Genomic DNA, 22,051 nt, shown 5'->3' with positions numbered 1-22,051 from the left:
TCACGAGTCCGCTGTAGCGGTGAGTGAGAAGCCCTCCCGGGGGCGGAGTCACGGGTCTGGTAACTCCTTTCGCGCGCCAGACAGGGTCCGGCTCAGCCGGCCTGAGCGGCGGTCGCTGTCATCCAGGGTGCATCTGGGTGGGGACGACCGCCGCTCACCCCTTGTCAGTTCTTGGTGATCATCGAGCGGACGAAGAAGAGCAGGTTGGCCGGCTTCTCCGCGAGACGGCGCATGAAGTAGCCGTACCAGTCGGTGCCGTATGCGGTGTAGACGCGCATCCGGTGGCCCTCGGCGGCGAGCCGGATGTGCTCCTCGCTGCGGATGCCGTACAGCATCTGGAACTCGTACTCATCCAGCTTGCGCCCTGCGCGGCGGGCGAGCTCCTGGGTGATGGAGATCAGGCGCGGGTCGTGCGACCCGATCATCGGGTAGCCGTCGCCCTCCATCAGGATCTTCAGGATGCGGACGTAGGCCTTGTCGATCTCGCCCTTGTCCTGGTAGGCGACCTCGGCGGGCTCCTTGTAGGCGCCCTTGACGATACGCACACGGCTGCCGGCGGCGGCCAGGCGGCGGGCGTCGTCCTCGGTGCGGAAGAGGTACGCCTGGATGACGCATCCGGTCTGCGGGAAGTCCTTCCGCAGCTCCTCGTGGATGGCGAACATCGAGTCGAGGGTGGTGTGGTCCTCGGCGTCCAGGGTGACCGTGGTGCCGATGGCGGCGGCAGCCTCGACGACGGGGCGGACGTTGGCGAGCGCCAGCTCGTGGCCGCCGTCCAGCGCCTGGCCGAACATCGAGAGCTTGACCGACATCTCGGCCTTGGCGCCCAGGCCGAGCTCCTTGAGGTGCGCGATCAGCTCCAGGTAGGCGTCGCGCGCCGTGTAGGACTGCTCGACGGTGGTGATGTCCTCGCCCACCACGTCCAGGGTGACCTCGAGGCCCTTGCCCGCGAGGTCCCGGACGATCGGGATCACCTGGTCGACCGTCTCACCGGGGATGAACCGGTTCACCACGGGCTTGGTCACCGGCGCGGCCGAAACAATTTTGCGCATCCTGTCGCTGCGCGACGCGGCGAGGATCACGGGACCCAGCACGGGCACCTCCACGGAAGGAACAGACGGGTGCGCGCAACGTCGGAACACTTCCGGTTACGGCACGGAGAACCACCGTGAAACCTAAGGACTGCTCCGATCGTCAACCATCGACAGCTGTCACGCATCCGCTTCCCGTATCTCAGACATATGTCTGAGAGGGTGCGAGAATGGCCGTTGTGAAGGGCGACTACCAGGAACTGGTCGACGAGATCTCGGCGCTGCTCGGAGCCCCCGCGACCCTGGAGAACCGGGACTTCGGCCTCATCGCCTTCGGCGCCCACGACAGCGAGGACGACCTCGCCATGGACCCGGTGCGCACCCGGTCGATCCTCACCCGGAAGTCCACGGCCGCCGTGCGCGACTGGTTCGAAGGCTTCGGCATCACGCGGGCCACCGGCCCGGTCCGCATCCCCGCGGCGCCGGACGCCGGGGTCCTGCGGGGCCGGATCTGCCTGCCGGTACGGCACGGGGGCATCGTCCTGGGATACGTCTGGCTGCTGGACACCGAGCCCGGGCCCAGCGAGGCGCAGCTGGCCTCGGCCATGGAGGTGACGGGCAGGATCGGCGCACTGCTCGCCGACGAGGAGCACGCCGGCGCGGAGGTGGCCCACGCCTTCCAGGCCGTGCTCACCGCGGAACGCGGCTGGCAGCGCGACATGGCGGTGTCCGCGCTGGCCCAGGCCCTCGGCCCGGCTTCGGAGGGCCTCCACGCGCTGGTCGCCACGGCCCCCTGGCCCCTCGACGACCCGCCGGGCGTCCGGACCGTCCCGGGCGCGACGGCGGTGTGCACGCTGCCGTGGCCGGGGCCGGCGGGTGTTTCCGGCGTGGCCGCGCTGGTGCGGCTGCGGGCGACGGATGTGCTGACGCCCGCGCACACGGCCGCGGCGCGGCTCATCGACAGCGCGGGCGGCCGGGTGGCGGCCGGGATCGCGGTACCCAGGCGCGGGCTGGGCGAGTCGGCCGAGGCATGGCGGGAGGCGGCCGCGGCCGCACGGGCCGCGGCCGCGGAGCCCGTGCGGTTCGGCCCGGTCGCCGAGTGGGCGGCCATCGGACCGTACCGGATGCTGACGGCGCTGCCCGCGGAGGCGACGTACGACCCGGCGGTCCGCACGCTGTTGGCCCCGGCGCACACCGATCTGGCCCGCACCGCCGAGGTGTTCCTGGACTGCGCGGGCCAAGCGGGCCGTACCGCAGCGGAATTGGCCATCCACCGACAGACGCTCTACTACCGCCTCTCCCGGGTGGAGCAGCTCACCGGCCTCGACCTGGACAACGGCGAGGACCGGCTGCTGCTGCACATGACGCTGAAGGCGTCCCGCCTCTGAGCCGGCGCGACGCCACGATCGCTGCCGGGGCGGGACGCCCGTTGTGGCTCGGTTCGCCTTCGAGGCGCTCCAGCCCCTGTCGGGGGTCGATCGCGCTCGGTCCCTCGCGCCTCGGGACCTCTGCGCGTTCTCCCTTTCGACAGGGGCGCGCCCCTTCGGCTCACTCCTGCTCCCCCGCGATCACGCGCAGCCCGTCCGCCAACTCCTGCCCGGACGGGGCCGACTCCGGGTCGATCAGGTACTGCACCATCACGCCCGCCAGCAGCGCCTGCGCCACCAGCCCGGCGGCGCGGGCCTTGGCCGGCTCGGCCTCCGGGTCGATGCCGTGGAACATCGCGGCCAGCCCGTTCCGCGCGTCCTCCTGCGGCACGGCGAGCGCCTTCTGGAGTTCCTCGTCCTGGTCGAGCCGGGCGACGATCTCGAACTGCAACTTCCACAGCGGGCGCGTCGCGCCGAAGGAGGCGATGACCCGGTCCCAGACCTCGGCGAAGTCCCCCTTCGGTGGCAGGTCCAACGAATCCGCCCAGTCCTCCGTCACGGCGAGGAACGCCTGGTTGAGCAGGGCTTCCTTGGAGCCGTAGTGGTAGCCGATGGAGGCCAGATTGGTGCCGGACGCGGCGACGATGTCGCGGGCGGTGGTCCGGGCGTAGCCCTTCTCCAGCAGGCAGCGCTTGGCGCCTTCGAGCAGATCCTCACGGTGTCCCATGACAGCAGCGTACCCGACGCATAGACACCCGTGTAATACGGATGTCTATGTGTCGGGTACGCGGCGGGTACGGGATGTCAGCCTGCGAGGTTCACCGAGCGGACCGAGGTCGCGCCGATCGCCTCGCCAAGCTCGGCCAGCACGGCCGGCGGCACGGTGTCGTCCACCGTGAGGACCGCGAGGGCCTCGCCGCCCTCCTCCGAGCGGGCAACCTGCATGCCCGCGATGTTCAGCCCTGCCTCACCGAGGATCCGGCCGACCGTGCCGACGACGCCAGGCCGGTCCTCGTAGCGCAGCACCACCATGTGGTCGGCGAGCGCCAGATCCACGTCGTAGTCGCCGACGGCGACGACCTTCTGGAGGTGCTTGGGGCCGGCCAGCGTGCCGGAGACCGAGACCTCCTCGCCGTCGGCCAGCGTGCCGCGCACGGTGACCATGTTGCGGTGGTCCGGGGACTCGGAGCTGGTCGTGAGCCGGACCTCGACACCGCGCTCCTGGGCGAACAGCGGCGCGTTGACGTACGACACGGTCTCGTCGACGACGTCCTCGAACACGCCCTTCAGCGCGGACAGTTCGAGCACCTTGACGTCGTGCTGGGTGATCTCGCCGTACACCTCGACGTCGAGCCGGGCCGCGACCTCGCCGGCCAGCGCGGTGAAGATGCGGCCGAGCTTCTCGGCGAGCGGCAGCCCGGGCTTGACGTCCTCGGCGATGACACCGCCCTGGACGTTGACCGCGTCCGGCACCAGCTCACCGGCGAGCGCGAGGCGCACCGACTTGGCGACCGAGATACCGGCCTTCTCCTGGGCCTCGTCCGTGGAGGCGCCGAGGTGCGGGGTGCACACGACCTGGTCCAGCTCGAACAGCGGGGAGTCCGTGCAGGGCTCCTTCGCGTACACGTCGAGGCCCGCGCCGGCGACCCGGCCTTCCTTGATCGCCGAGTACAGCGCTTCCTCGTCGACGATCCCGCCGCGCGCGGCGTTGACGATACGGACCGAGGGCTTGACCTTGTGCAGCGCCTCGTGGCCGATCAGGCCTACCGTCTCGGGGGTCTTGGGGAGGTGGACGGTGATGAAGTCCGCGACCTCGAGCAGCTCGTCGAGCGTGAGCAGCTTGACGCCCATCTGCGCGGCGCGCGCGGGCTGGACATAGGGGTCGTAGGCCACGATCTTCATGCCGAAGGCGGACATGCGCTGGGCGACCAGCACACCGATGCGGCCGAGGCCGACGACGCCGAGGGTCTTCTCGCTGAGCTCGACGCCGGTGTACTTGGAGCGCTTCCACTCGCCGTTCTTCAGCGCGCTGTTGGCCTGCGGGATGTTGCGCGCGGTGGCGACCAGCAGACCGCAGGCGAGCTCGGCGGCGGTGACGATGTTGGAGGTCGGGGCGTTGACGACCATCACGCCGGCCTTGGTGGCGGCGGAGACGTCGACGTTGTCGAGGCCGACACCGGCGCGGGCGACGACCCTCAGCTTCTTCGCGGCGGCGATCGCCTCGGCGTCGACCCTGGTCGCCGAGCGGATGAGGATCGCGTCGACATCGGCGATGGCCGGCAACAGCTCGGCTCGGTCCGCGCCGCTGCAGTGGCGGATCTCGAAGTCGGGTCCGAGCGCGTCGACGGTGGCGGGCGAAAGCTCTTCGGCGATGAGTACGACAGGTTTCGAGCTCACGTGAGTCCTCTGAGATTGCGGACGGCCGTCCCGACGGCCGCAGGCGATGAAGGGCTAAGCCGCGTGGAAGACGCACGACGCTGTGGGCCTGACGCGTGTTGTTGGGAAGTGTAGTGCGGCCGGAGAGCACGGAGTACGCCCTGGCGGAAGGATCACCCGTCCGTGGTTGGACGGGGTGGACAACCCTGGTTCCACAGAGTGGACAGGGTGTCGGGTGAGGGTGGGAAAGGCGATGCGCCGGGGGGCCGGAACAGTGTTCCGGCCCCCTGGCGGCCGAGGCTTACGCCTCCTCGTTGTCCACCCAGCTCATGAGCTTGCGCAGCTCCTTGCCGGTGGTCTCCAGCAGGTGGTCGCTGTCGGCCTTCTTGTACTCGTTGTACTTCTTCAGGCCGCCGTGGTACTCGTCCATCCAGTTCTTGGCGAAGGTGCCGTCCTGGATCTCGCCGAGGACCTTCTTCATCTCGGCCTTGGTGGCGTCGGTGATGACGCGCGGGCCGGTGATGTAGTCGCCCCACTCGGCGGTCTCGGAGACCGACCAGCGCATCTTCTCCAGGCCGCCCTCGTACATGAGGTCCACGATCAGCTTCAGCTCGTGCAGGCACTCGAAGTAGGCGATCTCCGGCTGGTAGCCGGCCTCGACCAGGGTCTCGAAGCCCGCCTTCACCAGGGCGGACGCGCCACCGCAGAGAACGGCCTGCTCACCGAACAGGTCGGTCTCGGTCTCCTCGGTGAAGCTCGTCTTGATGACGCCGGCCCGGGTGCCGCCGATGGCCTTGGCGTACGACAGGGCCAGCGCGAAGGCGTTGCCGGTCGCGTCCTGCTCGACGGCGGCGATCGCCGGAACGCCGCGGCCCTCCTCGTACTGGCGGCGCACCAGGTGGCCCGGGCCCTTCGGGGCGACCAGGGCGACGTCCACGTTGGCCGGGGGCTTGATGAAGCCGAAGCGGACGTTGAAGCCGTGGGCGAAGAACAGCGCGTCGCCGTCCTTCAGGTTGCCCTTGATGGACTCCTCGTAGACCTGGGCCTGGATCGGGTCCGGGATGAGGATCATGATGACGTCGGCCTCGGCGGCGGCCTCGGCCGGAGTCACCACGCGCAGGCCCTGCTCCTCGGCCTTGGCCTTGGACTTCGAGCCCTCGTGCAGACCGACGCGGACATCGACACCCGAGTCACGCAGCGACAGCGCGTGGGCGTGACCCTGGCTGCCGTAGCCGATGACCGCGACCTTGCGGCCCTGGATGATGGACAGGTCGGCATCGTCGTCGTAGAACAGCTCGGCCACTGGAACTTCTCCTTGGTGATCTGGTGGTGCGTCCCACCGTACGGCGGGGAGGGACGAGGGGGTTTTTCGGTCTCGCTGTACGAGCGGGTCAGGCGGAACGGTCGAGCGCGCGCAGGGACCGGTCCGTGATGGACCGGGCACCGCGCCCTATGGCGATCGTTCCCGACTGGACGAGCTCCTTGATGCCGAACTGCTCGAGCATCTTCAGCATCGCGTCGAGCTTGTCGCTCGAACCGGTGGCCTCGATGGTCACGGCCTCGGGCGAGACGTCCACCGTCTTGGCGCGGAACAGCTTGACGATCTCCACGATCTGGGAGCGGGTCTCGTTGTCGGCGCGGACCTTCACCAGGACCAGCTCGCGCTGGATTGCGGCGCTGGGCTCCAGCTCGACGATCTTCAGGACGTTGACCAGCTTGTTGAGCTGCTTGGTCACCTGCTCCAGAGGAAGGTCCTCGACATTGACCACGATGGTGATGCGGGAGATGTCGGGGTGCTCGGTGACACCGACCGCGAGCGAGTCGATGTTGAAGCCCCGACGGGAGAACAGGGCGGCGACCCGGGCGAGGATGCCCGGCGTGTTCTCGACCAGGACGGAGAGCGTGTGCTTGGACATGTTCTGCGGTCTCTTCCTACTCGCTCAGTCGTCTTCGCTGTAGTCGCCGAAGTCGGGGCGGACGCCACGGGCGGCCATGACCTCGTCGTTGGAGGTGCCTGCCGCGACCATCGGCCAGACCATGGCGTCCTCGTGGACGATGAAGTCGATCACGACGGGGCGGTCGTTGATGGCATTGGCCTCTTCGATGACCCGGTCCAGGTCCGCAGGGTCCTCGCAGCGCAGCGCGACACAGCCCATGGCCTCGGACAGCTTGACGAAGTCCGGGACGCGGGTGCCGTGGCGCGGCACGGCGCTGGCGCCGAGCTGGGAACCGGTGGCCGCGTGGCCCGTCTCCTCGGCGTGCAGGACGGTGCTGGAGTACCGCTCGTTGTAGAAGAGGGTCTGCCACTGGCGGACCATGCCCAGCGCGCCGTTGTTGATGATCGCGACCTTGATCGGGATGTTGTTCAGCGCGCAGGTGGTCAGTTCCTGGTTGGTCATCTGGAAGCACCCGTCGCCGTCGATCGCCCAGACCGTACGCTCCGGCATACCGGCCTTGGCGCCCATCGCGGCCGGCACCGAGTAGCCCATCGTTCCGGCGCCGCCGGAGTTCAGCCAGGTGGCCGGCTGCTCGTAGTCGATGAAGTGGGCGGCCCACATCTGGTGCTGGCCGACGCCCGCGGCGAAGATCGTGTCCTTCGGGGCGAGCCGGCCGATACGCTGGATGACCTGCTGCGGGGAGAGGCTGCCGTCCTCGGGGAGCTCGTAGCCCAGCGGGTACGTCTCGCGCCAGCGGTTGAGGTCCTTCCACCAGTCGGTGTAGTCGCCGACCTGGCCCTCGTTGTGCTCGGCCTGGACGGCCTGCACCAGGTCGGCGATGACCTCGCGGGCGTCACCGACGATCGGCACGTCGGCGGCACGGTTCTTGCCGATCTCGGCCGGGTCGATGTCGGCGTGGACGATCTTGGCGTGCGGGGCGAAGCTGTCCAGCTTGCCGGTGACGCGATCGTCGAAGCGGGCACCGAGAGCGACGATCAGGTCGGACTTCTGCAGCGCGGTCACGGCGGTGACGGCGCCGTGCATGCCGGGCATGCCGACGTGCAGCGGGTGGCTGTCGGGGAACGCGCCGAGCGCCATCAGGGTGGTGGTGACGGGGGCGCCCGTCAGTTCGGCGAGGACCTTCAGCTCGGCCGTGGCGTGCGCCTTCAGGACGCCTCCGCCGACGTACAACACCGGGCGCTTGGCCTGGGTGATCAGCTTGGCGGCCTCACGGATCTGCTTGGCGTGCGGCTTGGAGACCGGCCGGTAGCCCGGCAGGTCCATGACCGGCGGCCAGGAGAAGGTGGTACGCGCCTGGAGCGCGTCCTTGGAGATGTCGACCAGGACCGGGCCCGGGCGGCCGGTGGAGGCGATGTGGAAGGCCTCCGCGATCGTCCGCGGGATGTCCTCGGCCTTGGTGACCAGGAAGTTGTGCTTGGTGATCGGCATGGTGATGCCGACGATGTCCGCCTCCTGAAAGGCGTCGGTGCCGATCGCCTTGGAGGAGACCTGGCCGGTGATCGCGACCATCGGCACGGAGTCCATGTGCGCGTCGGCGATCGGGGTGACCAGGTTGGTGGCACCCGGGCCCGAGGTGGCCATGCACACGCCGACCTTGCCGGTGGCCTGGGCGTAGCCGGTGGCGGCGTGCCCGGCGCCCTGCTCGTGCCGGACCAGGATGTGGCGGACCCTCTTGGAGTCCATCAGCGGGTCGTACGCCGGCAGGATGGCACCACCGGGAATCCCGAATACCGTGTCGGCCCCAACCTCCTCGAGGGAGCGGATGAGGGACTGCGCGCCCGTGACGTGCTCAACGTGGACGGACTGCTGTCCGCCGGAACGGGGCCGCGGCTGCGGATGCGGGGCCCCGGAGGCCTGCTCGGTCATCGGCGTTCCTTCTCGAAAGCTGAGGTCTTTTGCGGGAATTGTGCGTTGTGTGGCGGTTGCCCGTGCAACAAAAAACCCCTCGTGCCATGAGGCAAGCGAGGGGAGCGCGCCGGTGTGGTCCGCAGGGTGGGTGAGGGGCCCTGCTCAGCCGACGCGCTTTCCAAGTACGAGAATTCGAGTGCGCATGGCACTGACCCTCCCCCCGCCGCCAGTGCCGTGTCAAGTTGGTGGGACGGGAGTCTCATTATTTGAGCGGACCGGGGGACGGCCGGAAAGCACCGGCAGGGCGACCCCGCCGGGAACGGGGAACTCCCCGTGGATCAGCGAGCGGCGCAGCCGGTACTCGTCCAACGGCTCGGAGAATGCCATGCCCTGGCCGTGCGTACAGCCCATGGAACGCAGCGCGGTCACCTGTTCCGGCTCGTCCACGCCGTCCGCCACCGATTCCAGGCCGAGGTCGCCGGCGATCCTCAGCAGCCCGCTGGTGATCTTGTGCAGCCTGGCCGATTCCACCACCCCCTCGACCAGGGTCCGGTCCAGCCGGAGGACGTCCACGGGCAGCCGGCGCAGCGCGTTGATGGCGGCGTAACCGCTGCCGAAGCCGTCCAGCGAGATCCGTACACCGAGCTTTCGCAGTGCGGTCAGCCGGCGCTCGAGGTCGTCGAAGGAGATCCGGGGGTCACTGTCGGCCAGCTCGATGACCAGGGCTCCGGAGGGCAGGCCGTGCCGGGACAGCAGCGCCTCCACGGAGCCGAGCGGCAGCGCCCGGTCCAGCAGCCTGCGGGCCGGCATCCGGATCGCCACCGGCACCTGGTGCCCTGCCCTGGCGCGCTCGGCGGCCTTCTCGACCGCCTGTTCCAGCAGTCGGCGGCCCAGCTCGGCCGCGCGGTCGCCGTGATCCGCGTCCGGGCCCGTGTCCGCGAACCGCTGGAATTCGACGGGGGTGAGGAGGATGCCCTGCGCGGACCTCCAGCGGGCCTGGGCGGCGACCGCCGAGATCCGGCCACTGGCAAGGTGCACGACCGGCTGGTGCAGCAGAGTGAGATCGCCGTCGTGCAGGACGGTGCGCAGCCGGGCGGTCCCTGGCCTGCGGACCACCTCGGCGCACTGCGGGACGTACACCTCGACCCGGTTCTTGCCGGCGGACTTGGCCCGGTACATCGCGAGGTCGGCGTTGCGCATCAGGTCGGTGGGGCTGATGCCCTCCTCGGCGAAGGCGACACCGATGGAGGCGGCGACCCGTACATTCTCGTGCTCGCCGATCCGGTACGGCTGGGAGAGGGTCTGCCGCAGCCTGTCGGCGATCTCGGTCACCTGACGCTCACGGGCCGCCCGGTCGCGGCTGCCGTCGCCGAGGATGAGGGCCGCGAACTCGTCGCCGCCCAGCCGGGCCGCGGTGTCCCCGGACCGTACGGACTCGGCGAGCCGGTGGGCCGCCTGGATCAGCAGCTCGTCGCCCGCCTGGTGGCCGATGGTGTCGTTCACCGCCTTGAAGCCGTCGAGGTCGATGAAGAGCACGGCGGTGCCGGGGTCGGAGGCGCGCCGCCCGCCGAGGGCCCGCCGGACGCGCGCGGTGAACAGGGCGCGGTTGGGCAGGTCGGTCAGCGGATCGTGCTCGGCGCTGTGCTGGAGCTGGGCCTGGAGACGGACCCGTTCGGTCACGTCCCGACTGTTGAAGATCAGCCCGCCCTGGTGGCGGTTTATGGTCGACTCGACGTTCAGCCACTCACCGCTGCCGGACTTGAAACGGCACTCGATCCGGGTGGTGGGCTCCTCGGCGGGTGGGGTGGCCAGAAACCGGCGTACCTCGTGGAACACGCGCCCCAGGTCCCCGGGGTGAATGAGGGACGCGAGCTCGGACCCGACGAGTTCGTCGGCATCCCGTCCGTACACCCCGGTGGCGGCGGGGCTGACGTACCGCAGTACCCCGCTGGGGGCGGCGATCATGATGACGTCGCTGGAGCCCTGCACCAGGGAGCGGAAGTGGTTCTCCTGCTGGGCGAGTTCATGGGTGAGCTTCATGTTGTCGAGGAGCATGATCCCTTGGCGTACGACCAGGGCGAGCACGACCGTGCAGCCGGTGAAGAGCACCACTCTGTCGACGCTGCGGTCCTCGATGACGTTGTAGAGGATGCCGAGGGTGCAGACGGCCGCCGCGAGATACGGCGTGAGCGCGGCCAGTGATCCGGCGACGGGGCGGTCGGTGTCGGAGCCGGACTCGTCGTGCTCGGTGTACGCCGTGCGGCGAACCCCCCACGGGGCGTACGCGAGCAGCAGGGATCCCGCAAACCAGCCGGCGTCGAGCATCTGGCCCGAGCGGTAGTTCTCGCGCAGCAGCGGCGAGGTGAACAGCGCGTCGCACAGGACCGTCAGGGCGAGCGCGGCGATGGCGGTGTTGATCGCCGAGCGGTTGCCGGAGGAGCGCCGGAAGTGCAGCGCCAGCACCATGCTGACCAGCACGATGTCCAGCAGCGGATAGGCGAGGGCGAGCGCGGTGCCGGCCACGCTCTCGCCGTCGGCATGCGCGGTGTGCGCGAGCGCCAGACTCCAGGAGAGGGTCAGCAGCGAGCCGCCGATCAGCCAGGAGTCCAGTGCGAGGCACACCCAGCGGGCCCGGGTGACCGGGCGCTTGGCCAGCACCAGCAGCCCGACGATCGCGGGCGGGGCGAAGCAGAGGAAGAAGAAGTCCGCCACGGAGAGGCTGGGCACCTGGCGGCCCAGCACCACTTCGTACCAGCCCCAGACGGCATTGCCCGCGGCCGCCATCGTGGAGGAGATCCCGAACAGCAGCCAGGCGGGCCGGAAGCCGCCCTCGCATCTGCGGGCGTGGAGGAAGCAGGAGCCGGCGGCGGCCGCGGCCGCGAAACTGAGGCCGAAGTCGCCCATGAAGAGCGCCAGTTGACGCGTCCCCCAGCCGAACGCCGCACCCGTGGCATAGCCCGCGCACATCAGGGCGAGCGTCAGCTGGGGAAGCAAACCGGTTCCGCCGGGAGCCGACCGCCGCGGGACGACGGCTCCGGGGGCGCTCACCGGGCCGCCCCGGACCGCACCGGCAGCGCCTGTCTGCTCGTTCGGCGGTTCGCCCATTGGCCACGCATCGCCCGTCGCCCCCCTCGCAATCCGATTCGGCAGTCCGATCGCTCGCCGCGCCGACCCGATCGCGCGGCGCAGCCCCCAGATCGGGACGATACACCAGTCTCGTCACTCAGGGACATACTTCATCTACTCTGCGTAACAACAGCACGCGTCCCCACGTGCCGGCACCGCCGGTCGCCGTCCGGTCGTCAGCCGGTCGTCAGCACGACGTTCCCCAGGGGCTCACCCGCCGCGAAGCGGGTCAGCTGACCGGCCAGCAGACGCTTCGCGCGCGGCATGAACGCCGAGGTGGGACCGCCCACATGCGGGGTGATCAGCACACCCGGGGCCCGCCAGAGCGGGTGGCCCGGAGGCAGTGGCTCGGGGTCGGTGACGTCGAGGGCCGCGGTGAGCCGGCCGCCGTCCAGTTCGGCGAGAAGCGCCTTGGTGTCGACCACCGCGCCGCGGGCGATGTTGACCAGCAGCGCGCCGTCCTTCATCCGTGCCAGGAACTCCGCGTCCACCAGGCCGGTGGTGGCCGGGGTGAGCGGGGTGGAGATCACCACGACATCGGCCTCGGGAAGCAGCGCCGGAAGATCGGCGAGTGCGTGCACTTCACCGCGCTCCGATGTACGGGCGGAGCGCGCGACGCGTGCCACCCGCGCGCACTCGAAGGGCGCGAGCCGGTCCTCGATCGCGGCACCGATCGATCCGTACCCGACGATGAGCACGGACTTGTCGGCGAGCGCCGGTCGGAACCCGGCCCGCCACTCCCCCGCGTCCTGGCCGCGCACGAAGTCGGGGATGCCGCGCAACGAGGCGAGGACGAGGGCGAGCGCGAGCTCGGCGGTGCTGGCCTCGTGGACGCCACGGGCGTTGCACAGCTCGACGCCCGGGCGCAGCAGTCCGAGGCCCGGCTCCACATGGTCGATGCCCGCGGTGAGTGTCTGCACGACCCGTACGCGCGTCATCGCGGCCAGCGGGCGGAGCGCGATCTCCGTGCCCTTCATGTACGGGACCACATAGAAGGCGCAGTCGGCCGGGTCGGCCGGATAGTCGGGGCCGCCGTCCCAGAGGCGGTAGTTCAGCCCCTCGGGGAGCCCCTCGATCTCGTCCGCCGGAATCGGCAGCCACACATCTGCAGTCATGTTCAGGAGGCTATGCGACGCCGATGCGAGGCCGATCGGACGGATGAGGTTAGTTTTGGGGTGGCAACGGGAGGGGTACGGGCAGGTGGAGCGCAGGACAATCGGTGCGGCAACCCTCGAGGTGGGGGCGATCGGACTCGGCTGCATGCCGATGAGCTGGGCCTACACCGCTTCACAGCAGCGCGGCGACCGCTCGCTGCGCACCGTGCACGCCGCGCTCGACGCCGGCTCGGACCTGCTGGACACCGCCGACATGTACGGACCGTTCACCAATGAGCTGCTGGTCGGCCGGGTACTGAAGGAGCGCCGCAGCGACGCCTTCGTGTCGACCAAGTGCGGGCTGCTGGTGGGCGGGGATCAGCATGTGGTGGCCAACGGCCGCCCCGGCTATGTGCGCCGGGCCTGCGACGCCTCGCTGCGGCGGCTGCAGACCGAGGTGATCGACCTGTACCAGCTGCACCGCCCGGATCCGGAGGTGCCGGTCGAGGAGACCTGGGGCGCGATGGCCGAGCTCGTGACCGCGGGCAAGGTGCGGGCGCTGGGATTCTGCGCGGTGGGACCGCGGTCCTCGCGGCGCGCGGGGGCGCGCCGCTACGCCGAAGCGATCCGGCAGCTCGAACGGGTGCAGCAGGTCTTCCCGGTGAACGCGGTCGAGGCGGAGCTGTCCGTGTGGTCGCCGGAGGCACTGGACGCGCTGCTGCCGTGGTGCGAGGCGCGCGGGGTCGGTTTCCTGGCCGCGCTGCCGCTGGGCGGCGGCTATCTGACAGGGACTCTGACGCCCGGCCAGGGCTTCGAACCGGACGACGTACGCGCGCGGCATCCGCGGTTCACCGCCGAGATGATGGCCGCCAACCAGCCGGTGGTCGCAGGGCTGCGCCGGGTGGCGGAGCGGCACGGCGCCACGCCGGCGCAGGTCGCGCTGGCGTGGGTGCTGGGGCGGGGACGGCACGTGGTGCCGATCCCGGGCGCGAAACGGGAGCGGTGGGCGGTGGAGAACGCAGGCGCGGCGGGGCTGAAGCTGACAACGGAGGACCTGGTGGAGATCGCCGCGCTGCCGCCGGCGAGGGGATCATGGGACTGAGACGCGCCGCCCTCCGGACCAAGGACGGTCGCACCGGGCGCCGCGGAGTGTAAGAGTGGACCCGTCGTGCGACCCCGGTCGTCGAAGGGATCCGATCGTGCAACATCAGCCTGTGAAGGCACTGTTGGCCGCTGCCGCCGCGCTTCTCCTCCTGGCCGGATGCTCCGGGGAGAGCAAGGGGCCCCAGGGCAGCGGGAGTTCCCGGCCCAACCCGGCCGCCTCCGGCCCCGCGAGCACCGCTTCGCCGAGCGGGGCGCCCGCCAAGGGGTCCGTGAAGGTGCTCTCCACGCTCACCAAGGACCTCGCCTCGCCCTGGGGGCTCGCCGCCCTGCCCGACGGTGATCTGCTGGTCTCCTCACGCGACCAGGGCACCATCACCCGGATCGACACGGAGACCGGCAGGAAGACCCTGCTGGGCTCCGTGCCCGGGGTCGCGCCCGGTGGCGAGGGCGGACTGCTGGGCCTGGCCGTACCGCCCACCTATGCCTCGGACCATCTGGTGTACGCATACTTCACCACCGAGTCCGACAATCGCATCGCGCGCGTGCTGTACGACGAGCGCAAGCCCGCCGGGCAGCAGCTGGGCGCGCCCGACACGATCCTGCGGGGCATCCCGAAGGGCGTCATCCACAACGGTGGACGGATCGCCTTCGGCCCGGACGGGATGCTCTACGCCGGCACCGGCGAGACCGGCAACCCTGGCCTCGCTCAGGACAAGAAGTCACTGGGCGGCAAGATCCTGCGGATGACCCCGGACGGCAGGCCGCTGCACGGCAATCCGTATCCCGACTCGGTCGTCTACTCGTACGGGCACCGTAATGTGCAGGGTCTCTCCTGGGACGCGGACAAGCGGCTGTGGGCCTCGGAGTTCGGCCAGCACGAGTGGGACGAGCTCAATCTGATCCAGCCCGGCAAGAACTACGGCTGGCCCGAGGTGGAAGGCAAGGGCGGCCGGCCCGAGTACGTGGACCCGGTCGCGGTGTGGCCCGTCGCCGAGGCCTCGCCGAGCGGGATCGCCTACGTCCGGGGCTCCATCTGGATGGCCGGCCTCCGGGGCGAGCGGCTGTGGCGCATCCCGCTGCGCGGCGCCGGGCTCGCGGCCGAACCGCAGGCGTTCCTGAAGGGCGAGTACGGCCGGCTGCGCACGGTGCTGGCGGCGGGCGGCGACCGGATGTGGCTGATGACAAGCAACACGGACACCCGCGGCACGCCGAAGCCGGGCGACGACCGGATCCTGCTGCTGCAGGTGAAGTAGCGCGAGCGGTACGCCTGCTCGGTGCCGGAACGTGCCTACGCCGGGGCAAGCCACCGAAGCGCAGGGGGCATCCTGTTCAACCTCATCCACGAACTGCCGGGCCGCAGACACACCGAGGACGAGCGCAGACGTCTTGAACTCACCCGCGTCGACCTCGGCACCGACGACCCGGACCGGGGCCCGTAGACCTGGCCCCGGGCACGGTGGTGATCCGTCTACCGGCCGAGCGGCACGACTGACTCCTCGCTGAACAGGCGCAGCCTGTGCGCCAGCGCGGCCGCCTCTCCGCGGGACGGGACGCCCAGCTTGGCGAGGATGTTGGAGACGTGCACGCTCGCCGTCTTGGGCGAGATGAACAGCTCCTCGGCTATCCGCCGGTTGCTGTGCCCCGCGGCGACCAGACGCAGTACGTCCCGCTCCCGGCTGGTCAGGCCGAGCGCCTCCGCCGGGTCGGCCGGCGGGCCGGGGTCGAGGGCGGGGGCCGGGCCGGTGAGAGAGAGCCGGGCGCGCTGGGCCAGCAGCGCCAGCTCCTCGCGCAGCGGGTGCGCCCCAAGACGGACGGCCGTCGCGTGCGCCTCGCGGAGCAGCTCACCGGCCCTGGCACGGTCGGCGCCCGCGGCGAGCAGCGCGTCGGCGTGGCGGAGGCGGACGCGGGCCAGGTCGTAGGGGCGATCCAGCGGCTCGAAGGCGGTGGCGGCCTCGGCCCAGTCGTCGGGGGTGTCCCGGCCCTCGGCGCGGAGGAGCTCGGCCCGTACCCACCGTTCGTGGGCGGTCCACACAGGCGCATGGGTCGCCAGCCGTTTCGCGGCCGTGCGGATGTCCTGCAGGGCGGCCTCGCGGCCTTCCTCCGCCATGGGCAGGCCTCGGGTGCCGGCCTCGGCGACGGCGGCTTCGAGGAGCAGCGGCCAGCCGTAGCGCTGGGTGCCGGGCGGGAAGCCGGCCCGTATCCCGCGTCGCAGTTCGGCCCGGGCGGCGGGGAGCAGGCCCCGGTCGGCCGCGATGGTCACGGCCACCCGGGCCAGCGGCAGGGCGTGCTGCGGCATCGGGTCATGGGCGCCGTAGTGCTCTTGAGCTTCGGCCAGGCGTGCGGCGGCCGTGTCCGGTTCGCCACGGACCAGGGCCAGTTCGGCCTGGCGCAGGGAGGCGGAGCCGCGTGGTTTGGCACTCTGGGCGACCCTGAGGACGCGTTCCGCGGACCTGGCGGCCTCGTCCCACTCGCCCAGTGAGAACAGGGACTCGGCCATGTTGCTCCGCGACCAGGCCTCATGGTCCAGCAGGCCGTATTTCTGAGCCAGTTCGACCCCCTCCCGAGTGATCTCCACCGCCTCCCGGGAGCGGCCGACGGCCTCCAGGCTGGAGCCCAGATTCGTATGAGCGCGCCCGGCTTCGCCGACCAGTCCGAGGGCCAGTGACCGCTCCAGGACCCGCCGCATGGTGGCGACCCCGGCGTCGGCATCGCCGGCGTCGATCATCAGGGTGCCCAGGGTGAGCCGGGCGTTGAGCTCGATCTCCTCTGCCTCGACCAGCCGGGCGTACTCCACCGCCCGCTCGGCGGCGGCGAGCGAATCCGCCCCGGGGTCGTGCAGCATGCCCCAGCCGGCCGCGGTGGCCAGCACGGTGGCGTGGACGGCGGACGGCGGCAGCCCGCGCACCAGCTCCTGGGCGTTGGCGATCTCGGTCCAGCCGTCGCCGCGCGCGAGGCTCTGGACGAGCTTGGCCCGCTCGGTCCAGAACCAGGCGGCACGGAGAGGATCGTCGTCGCCGTCGTCGATGAGCCGCAGAGCCTTCTTGGTGATCTTCAGAGCGCGCTCCCGCTCGCCGCTGAGCCGCGCCGCGACCGACGCCTCCGCGAGCAGGTCGAGATGGCGCAGCGGGGTGGTCTCGGGATCGCAGCCGCACGGGGGGTACGCCCCGGCGTTGTCCACGGGCCGCAGGGAGGCCCGCACTTCGGCGGGCACGGCGTCCCACAGCTCCAGCGCCCGCTCCAGCAGGCGCAGCTGCTCGGAGTAGGCGTGCCGGCGTCTGGCCTCCACGGAGGCGCGGAGCACGGCGGGCAGCGCCCTGGCGGCGTCGTGCGTGGAATACCAGTAGCCGGCGAGCCGTACGGCCCGTTCGTCGGCCCGTACGAGCGAGGGGTCGGCCTCCAGGGCCTCGGCGTAGCGGCGGTTGATGCGGGAGCGTTCGCCGGGCAGCAGATCGTCACTGACGGCCTCGCGCACCAGGGAGTGGCGGAAGCGGTAGCCGTCGCCGTCCGGGGTGGCGGTGAGGATGTTGGCACCGACGGCGGTGCGCAACGCCTCGATCAGGTCGTCCTCGGCGAGCCTCGCGACGGCGGCGAGCAGCGGGTACTCGACGGTGGAGCCGCCCTCGGCGACGATCCTGACGATCCGCTGGGCGTCCTCGGGCAGCGCCTCGGCCCGTACGAGCAGCAGGTCGCGCAGGGAGTCGCTCAGGACCGTGACGCCGCCTCCGTCGATACAGCAGGCCAGCTCCTCGACGAAGAAGGCGTTGCCGTCGGAGCGGGTGAAGATCTCGTCCACCAGGGACGGCTCGGGCTCGGCGGCGAGGATCCCGGTGAGCTGGCGGTGCACCTCGGCCCGGCTGAAGCGGGCCAGCTCGATGCGCTGGAGTGTGCGCAGCCGGTCCAGCTCGGCGAGCAGCGGCCGCAGCGGATGGCGGCGGTGGATGTCGTCCGCGCGGTAGGTGGCGACGACGACGAGCCGACCGCGACGCAGGGTGCGGAAGAGGTAGGCGAGGAGGTGGCGGGTGGAGGCGTCGGCCCAGTGCAGGTCCTCCAGGGCCAGGACGACCGTACGGTCCGCGGCGACCCGCTCCAGGAGGCGGACGGTCAGCTCGAAGAGCCGGGCGGTGCCGTCCTCGTGATAGGCGGCCCGGCTGGCCTCGCCCAGCTCGGGCAGCAGCCTGGCCAGCTCGTCCTCCTGGCCCTCGGCGGCCGCGGCCAGCTCGTCGGGCAGCTGCCGGCGCAGCGCCCGCAGCGCGGTCGAGAACGGCGCGAACGGCAGTCCGTCCGCGCCGATCTCGACACAGCCGCCGAGCGCGACGACGGCGTCCTTGCGGCGGGCCTGGTCGAGGAACTCCTCGACCAGGCGGGTCTTGCCGACGCCCGCCTCGCCGCCGACGAGCAGCGACTGCGGCTCTCCCGTGCCGGCCCTGGTGAGCGCGTCACCGAGCGCGGCCAGTTCGCCCACGCGGCCCACGAACACCGGGCTCACAGACCTGTTTTCCACGTCGCCGAGCATCGCACAGAGGTCCGACAACCTGGTACCCCGGCTGGGGACGACCGTCATCAGGCGGTGCGGACGAAGCGGCCGTGGCGCTGACTCACCCGCCCTTCCGGGGCGTTGTCGCCGCTTCCTCGGGCGGCGCGGCGCGCCTTGCCGGCCTCGCGGACCAGCCGGTGGGCGGCGGCCTCGCGGATCAGGTCGGCGTGGTGCAGGCTCCGCAGCTGGTACTCGTTCATGGTGTGCTCCCTGGTGAGAGGTTCCGGCTTCTTGCGATGCCTCGACCCTCGTCTCTCAGGCAGCCCCGCCGCATCGGGAAAGTTCCGCATTCCCCAGCCCCGAGGGGCCTTAGGGCGTGTTTCGAAAGTAGCGTCGTCCGCCCGGAGGGCGGGGTCGGGGGCGTCTGGTGCGTGCGATCGCAAGGCGGAGGGAGGAGAGCGCAGCGGGCTGCGCCGACGACCGACAACGCGGCGAGCGTGCGTGCCGGGCGTTCCCGACCAGGCGGGACTTTCGAAACACGCCCTGGATGCGAAGGGACCGGCCCGGCGGGCCTCAGAGCCCGCCGAGCCGCACCCGGTTGGTTCACGGCACTCGGTTCGTCGCGTCCGGCTTCACGATGTCCGGCAGCTTCGCCTGCTCGACGCGGCGGCCGGCGTCCAGGCCGGTGACCCCGGTCCCGGCCGCCCAGAGCCGGCCGTCGCGGCCGGCTCTGACGGCGGACGTCACCCCTGTTCGCGCAGCTCGCGCCACTCGGGGGCGAGGATCGACCAGACCTCGGTGTTCTGGCGGACACCCTTGTAGGGGTAGCTCTCACGGAGGACGCCGTCACGGGTCATGCCGAGCCGCTTGGCGACATTGATGCTGGGGATGTTGGCGGACGACGTCAGCCACTCCACCCGGTGGATGCCGCGCTCCTCGACGGCCCAGTCGATCAGTACCCGGGCGGCGCGCGTGATCAGGCCGCGGCCCGTCGCCGCGGGTTCCAGCCAGCAGCCGACCTCCGCGGTGCCGGCCTCGGCGTCGAAGTTCGGGAAGAGGACACCGCCGACGAGTGTGCCGTCCAGCCAGATGCCGTACATCCGGCCGGAGTCGGCGGCATGCTTCTGGGCGAACGAGTCCAGCAGTTTGCGCGCCGACGCGACATCGGTGGAGCGCGTCGGGAAGGGGACATGCTCGCCGATGAAGTCCCGGCCCCGGTCGATGTGGGCCAGGAACTCCTCCGCATGCCACGGCTCGAGGGGGCGCAGTTCGGCGCCGTCGTCGCCCAGGGATATCGCGAACACACTTCTCCTTCGGGGGATGCGCTTCGGGGGATGCGCAGTCATCGCACGAGCTGCTGGTCGGGGTCGCTCGCGCACTGTGACGGTATCGTCGCATGCTCGCCGTCGGGCGGTTCGATGCTGATGCGCGGCAGCCGCCGGTCGAGCCAACGGGGCAGCCACCAGTTTGCGCCGCCGAGCATGTGCATGAGGGCCGGGACCAGGAGCGTACGCAGGACGAAGGCGTCCAGGGCCACGGCCGCGGCGAGCCCGATGCCGAACATCGCGATGACCCGGTCGCCGCTGAGGACGAAGGCGAGGAAGACGGAGATCATGATGACCGCCGCGGAGTTGATCACGCGGCTGGTCTCGGCGAGGCCGACCCGTACCGCGCGACGGTTGTCGCCGGTCTCCAGCCATTCCTCGTACATCCGGCTGACCAGGAAGACCTGGTAGTCCATGGAGAGACCGAACAGCACCGAGACCATGATCACAGGCAGGAAGGGTTCGATCGGGCCCCCGCTGCCGAGGCCGAGCACTTCGCTGCCCCAGCCCCACTGGAAGATGGCGACGACGACGCCGAAGGCGCCCGCGACGGCGGCGATGTTCATGAGCGCGGCCTTCACCGGGATGCCTATGGACCGGAAGGCGAGCAGCAGCAGGACGCAGCCGAGCGTGATGACGATGCCCACGAACAGCGGCAGCTTGCCGATGATGACCGCGGCGAAGTCGTCGTAGCCCGCGGTGACGCCACCCACGTGGACGTCCAGTGAGGTGCCCTGTTCGGCGGCCGGCAGGACGTCGTCGCGCAGCCGGTGGACCAGGTCGCTGGTGGCCTTCGACTGCGGCGAGGACTCGGGTACGACGGTGATGACCGCCGTGTCGCCGCTGCCGTTGTACGTGACGGGCGAGACGGAGGCGACGCCGTCGGTGGCGCGCAGGACCTGCGGGAGGGCCTCCATGGCGACCCGGTCGTCTGCTCCGTCGAGTCCCGCGACGAGCGTGAGCGGGCCGTTGACACCGGGGCCGAAGCCATCGGCGAGCAGGTCGTACGCCTGGCGGGTGGTACTCGTGGCCGGATCGTTGCCCTGGTCGGAGGTGCCCAGATGGAGCGAGAAGGTGGGCAGCGCCAGAACCAGCATGACCACGGCGGCGACCGCGGCGAGCAGCTTGGGATGCCGCTCGACGAAGGCCGACCAGCGGGCCGCGAAGCCGGTGGGCAGCTCGGGCTCCGGGCCGTGTTCGGCCAGCCGGCTGCGCTCGCGGCGGCCGAGGGCCCGCATACCGATGAACGACAGCAGTGCGGGCAGCAGCGTCACCGAGGCGGCGACGGTCAGCATGACGGTGAGCGCAGCGGCGATCGCCACGCCGTTGAGGAAGTTCAGGCGCAGGATCAGCATGCCGAGCAGGGCGATGCAGACGGTGGCGCCGGCGAAGACGACGGCGCGTCCGGTGGTTGCGACGGCGTTCCGCGCCGCCTCCTCCACGGACAGGCCGCGCCGCAGCCCCTTGCGGTGCCGGGTGACGATGAACAGCGCGTAGTCGATGCCGACGCCGAGCCCGATGAGCACGCCGAGCATGGGTGCGAAGTCGGCGACCGTCATGACATGGCCGAGCAGGGTGATCCCCGCGGCGGCGATGCCGACGCTGACCAGGGCGGTCGCGATGGGAAGCAGGCTCGCGGCGAAAGAGCCGAAGGCGACGAAGAGGACGACGGCCGCGACGGCGACGCCCACGATCTCGCTCACATGGGACGTGGGGGCCTCGGTGAGACCGATGGCGCTGCCGCCGAGCTCCACCTGGAGATCGCCGGTGGCGGCCCCCTTCGCGGTGTCCACGACAGCCTGGGCCTGGCTCTTGGGGATGTCCTCGACCGGCCGCTCGAAGGTGACGTCGGCGTAGGCGGTGTGCCCGTCCTCGCTGATGTGTCCCGCGCCCTCGGGGCCGTACGGACCGGCCACGGAGGCGACCCCGGGCAGCTCGGCCACCTGATGGAGCATGCCGGTCATCCGCTGTTCGACGGACGCCGCCCGGACCGTACCGTGGTCCGTGTGCCAGACGATGACGTCCGAGTCACCACCCTGGCCGGGGAAGCCGTGCTGGAGGAGGGAGGCGGCGCGGCCTGCCTCGGTGCCGGGCACGTCGTAGTTGTTGGTGTAGGCGGAGCCGGCCACCGCGGCCCCCGCGGTCGTGCCGCCGAGCGCGAGAAGCCAGAGCAGTACGGCGACAAGGCGGTGCTGGATGCACCATCGGGCGATGGCTCGCAACGGACAAACTCCCTGGGTGACTCGTGGATCTTTGTCGGGATTCGCCCGCCAAGAACACAAACGTCTCTTCACCTACAGGAAGCAACTCTGTCACCCAATCGTGATCGATTGCCCCTTTCGTGTCGGTAC

At 70.9% G+C, this 22,051-nt stretch carries 17 protein-coding genes; 4 read left to right on the top strand and 13 right to left on the bottom strand.

Annotated features, from left to right (window positions below; genetic code table 11):
- Positions 1–164: 164 nt before the first annotated feature.
- Complete coding sequence (locus ABD858_RS23160) at positions 165–1,091, bottom strand: proline dehydrogenase family protein (protein ID WP_345040745.1); 927 nt, start codon at positions 1,089–1,091, stop codon at positions 165–167.
- A gap of 167 nt (positions 1,092–1,258) precedes the next feature.
- On the opposite strand from ABD858_RS23160, the gene ABD858_RS23155 reads away from it, so the two are divergent.
- Positions 1,259–2,416, top strand: a complete 1,158-nt coding sequence (locus ABD858_RS23155) for a PucR family transcriptional regulator (protein WP_345040742.1) — start codon at positions 1,259–1,261, stop codon at positions 2,414–2,416.
- Positions 2,417–2,576: 160 nt separating this feature from the next.
- Here ABD858_RS23155 and ABD858_RS23150 read toward each other — a convergent pair whose 3' ends face one another.
- The 7 genes from ABD858_RS23150 to ABD858_RS23120 all read right to left on the bottom strand — a co-directional run bounded on the left by ABD858_RS23150 (position 2,577) and on the right by ABD858_RS23120 (position 12,818).
- Positions 2,577–3,122 carry a TetR/AcrR family transcriptional regulator gene (locus ABD858_RS23150; RefSeq protein WP_345040740.1) on the bottom strand — a complete coding sequence of 182 codons (546 nt, stop codon included), beginning with the start codon at positions 3,120–3,122 and terminating at the stop codon, positions 2,577–2,579.
- Between the two features lie 77 nt (positions 3,123–3,199).
- Positions 3,200–4,792 carry a phosphoglycerate dehydrogenase gene (serA, locus tag ABD858_RS23145; RefSeq protein ID WP_345040738.1) on the bottom strand — a complete coding sequence of 531 codons (1,593 nt, stop codon included), beginning with the start codon at positions 4,790–4,792 and terminating at the stop codon, positions 3,200–3,202.
- 280 nt (positions 4,793–5,072) lie between these two features.
- A complete protein-coding gene (gene ilvC / locus ABD858_RS23140; protein ID WP_345040737.1) occupies positions 5,073–6,074 on the bottom strand; it encodes a ketol-acid reductoisomerase in 1,002 nt (333 codons plus the stop codon).
- Between the two features lie 88 nt (positions 6,075–6,162).
- Positions 6,163–6,687 (bottom strand): acetolactate synthase small subunit, encoded by a 525-nt coding sequence (ilvN, locus tag ABD858_RS23135; RefSeq protein ID WP_345040735.1) that lies wholly within the window; start codon positions 6,685–6,687, stop codon positions 6,163–6,165.
- Positions 6,688–6,711: 24 nt separating this feature from the next.
- Positions 6,712–8,595 carry an acetolactate synthase large subunit gene (locus ABD858_RS23130; RefSeq protein WP_345040732.1) on the bottom strand — a complete coding sequence of 628 codons (1,884 nt, stop codon included), beginning with the start codon at positions 8,593–8,595 and terminating at the stop codon, positions 6,712–6,714.
- 219 nt (positions 8,596–8,814) lie between these two features.
- Positions 8,815–11,625 carry a putative bifunctional diguanylate cyclase/phosphodiesterase gene (locus tag ABD858_RS23125; RefSeq protein WP_345044789.1) on the bottom strand — a complete coding sequence of 937 codons (2,811 nt, stop codon included), beginning with the start codon at positions 11,623–11,625 and terminating at the stop codon, positions 8,815–8,817.
- Positions 11,626–11,879: 254 nt separating this feature from the next.
- Positions 11,880–12,818: a 2-hydroxyacid dehydrogenase gene (locus tag ABD858_RS23120; RefSeq protein ID WP_345040730.1), complete on the bottom strand. Its 939-nt coding sequence runs from the start codon at positions 12,816–12,818 to the stop codon at positions 11,880–11,882.
- A gap of 85 nt (positions 12,819–12,903) precedes the next feature.
- Here ABD858_RS23120 and ABD858_RS23115 point away from each other — a divergent pair, with 85 nt between their 5' ends.
- The 3 genes from ABD858_RS23115 (at position 12,904) to ABD858_RS23105 (ending at position 15,340) form a co-directional block, all read left to right on the top strand.
- Positions 12,904–13,899, top strand: a complete 996-nt coding sequence (locus tag ABD858_RS23115; RefSeq protein WP_345040729.1) for an aldo/keto reductase — start codon at positions 12,904–12,906, stop codon at positions 13,897–13,899.
- A 97-nt stretch (positions 13,900–13,996) separates the two neighbouring features.
- Positions 13,997–15,154 (top strand): PQQ-dependent sugar dehydrogenase, encoded by a 1,158-nt coding sequence (locus tag ABD858_RS23110; RefSeq protein ID WP_345040727.1) that lies wholly within the window; start codon positions 13,997–13,999, stop codon positions 15,152–15,154.
- Between the two features lie 21 nt (positions 15,155–15,175).
- Positions 15,176–15,340, top strand: a complete 165-nt coding sequence (locus tag ABD858_RS23105) for a DUF6191 domain-containing protein (protein ID WP_345040725.1) — start codon at positions 15,176–15,178, stop codon at positions 15,338–15,340.
- Between the two features lie 29 nt (positions 15,341–15,369).
- Here ABD858_RS23105 and ABD858_RS23100 read toward each other — a convergent pair whose 3' ends face one another.
- The 5 genes from ABD858_RS23100 to ABD858_RS23080 all read right to left on the bottom strand — a co-directional run bounded on the left by ABD858_RS23100 (position 15,370) and on the right by ABD858_RS23080 (position 21,922).
- Entirely contained in the window at positions 15,370–18,414 is a 3,045-nt protein-coding gene (locus ABD858_RS23100; RefSeq protein ID WP_425586342.1) for a helix-turn-helix transcriptional regulator, read from the bottom strand.
- A gap of 47 nt (positions 18,415–18,461) precedes the next feature.
- Positions 18,462–18,635, bottom strand: coding sequence for a hypothetical protein (locus ABD858_RS23095; protein WP_345040720.1), 174 nt, complete (start codon positions 18,633–18,635; stop codon positions 18,462–18,464).
- Between the two features lie 343 nt (positions 18,636–18,978).
- Complete coding sequence (locus ABD858_RS23090; RefSeq protein ID WP_345040719.1) at positions 18,979–19,122, bottom strand: hypothetical protein; 144 nt, start codon at positions 19,120–19,122, stop codon at positions 18,979–18,981.
- Positions 19,119–19,679: a GNAT family N-acetyltransferase gene (locus tag ABD858_RS23085; protein WP_345040717.1), complete on the bottom strand. Its 561-nt coding sequence runs from the start codon at positions 19,677–19,679 to the stop codon at positions 19,119–19,121. The genes ABD858_RS23090 and ABD858_RS23085 overlap by 4 nt, the downstream gene beginning before the upstream one ends.
- Before the next feature lie 38 nt (positions 19,680–19,717).
- Positions 19,718–21,922, bottom strand: coding sequence for an MMPL family transporter (locus tag ABD858_RS23080; RefSeq protein WP_345040715.1), 2,205 nt, complete (start codon positions 21,920–21,922; stop codon positions 19,718–19,720).
- Positions 21,923–22,051: the final 129 nt, after the last annotated feature.

Source organism: Streptomyces sannanensis (assembly GCF_039536205.1).
GTDB lineage: Bacteria > Actinomycetota > Actinomycetes > Streptomycetales > Streptomycetaceae > Streptomyces > Streptomyces sannanensis.
The sequence above is the reverse complement of the archived record's forward strand: the minus strand, read 5'-3'. Positions and strand labels throughout refer to the sequence as shown.

What these genes read in the sequence shown, in the direction of transcription:
- ABD858_RS23155 (WP_345040742.1), top strand. Translation starts at nt 1,259, where the DNA reads ATGGCCGTTGTGAAGGGCGACTACCAGGAACTGGTCGACGAGATCTCG.
- ABD858_RS23150 (WP_345040740.1), bottom strand. Translation starts at nt 3,122, where the DNA reads ATGGGACACCGTGAGGATCTGCTCGAAGGCGCCAAGCGCTGCCTGCTG.
- ilvN (WP_345040735.1), bottom strand. Translation starts at nt 6,687, where the DNA reads ATGTCCAAGCACACGCTCTCCGTCCTGGTCGAGAACACGCCGGGCATC.
- ABD858_RS23130 (WP_345040732.1), bottom strand. Translation starts at nt 8,595, where the DNA reads ATGACCGAGCAGGCCTCCGGGGCCCCGCATCCGCAGCCGCGGCCCCGT.
- ABD858_RS23120 (WP_345040730.1), bottom strand. Translation starts at nt 12,818, where the DNA reads ATGACTGCAGATGTGTGGCTGCCGATTCCGGCGGACGAGATCGAGGGG.
- ABD858_RS23100 (WP_425586342.1), bottom strand. Translation starts at nt 18,414, where the DNA reads ATGCTCGGCGACGTGGAAAACAGGTCTGTGAGCCCGGTGTTCGTGGGC.
- ABD858_RS23095 (WP_345040720.1), bottom strand. Translation starts at nt 18,635, where the DNA reads ATGAACGAGTACCAGCTGCGGAGCCTGCACCACGCCGACCTGATCCGC.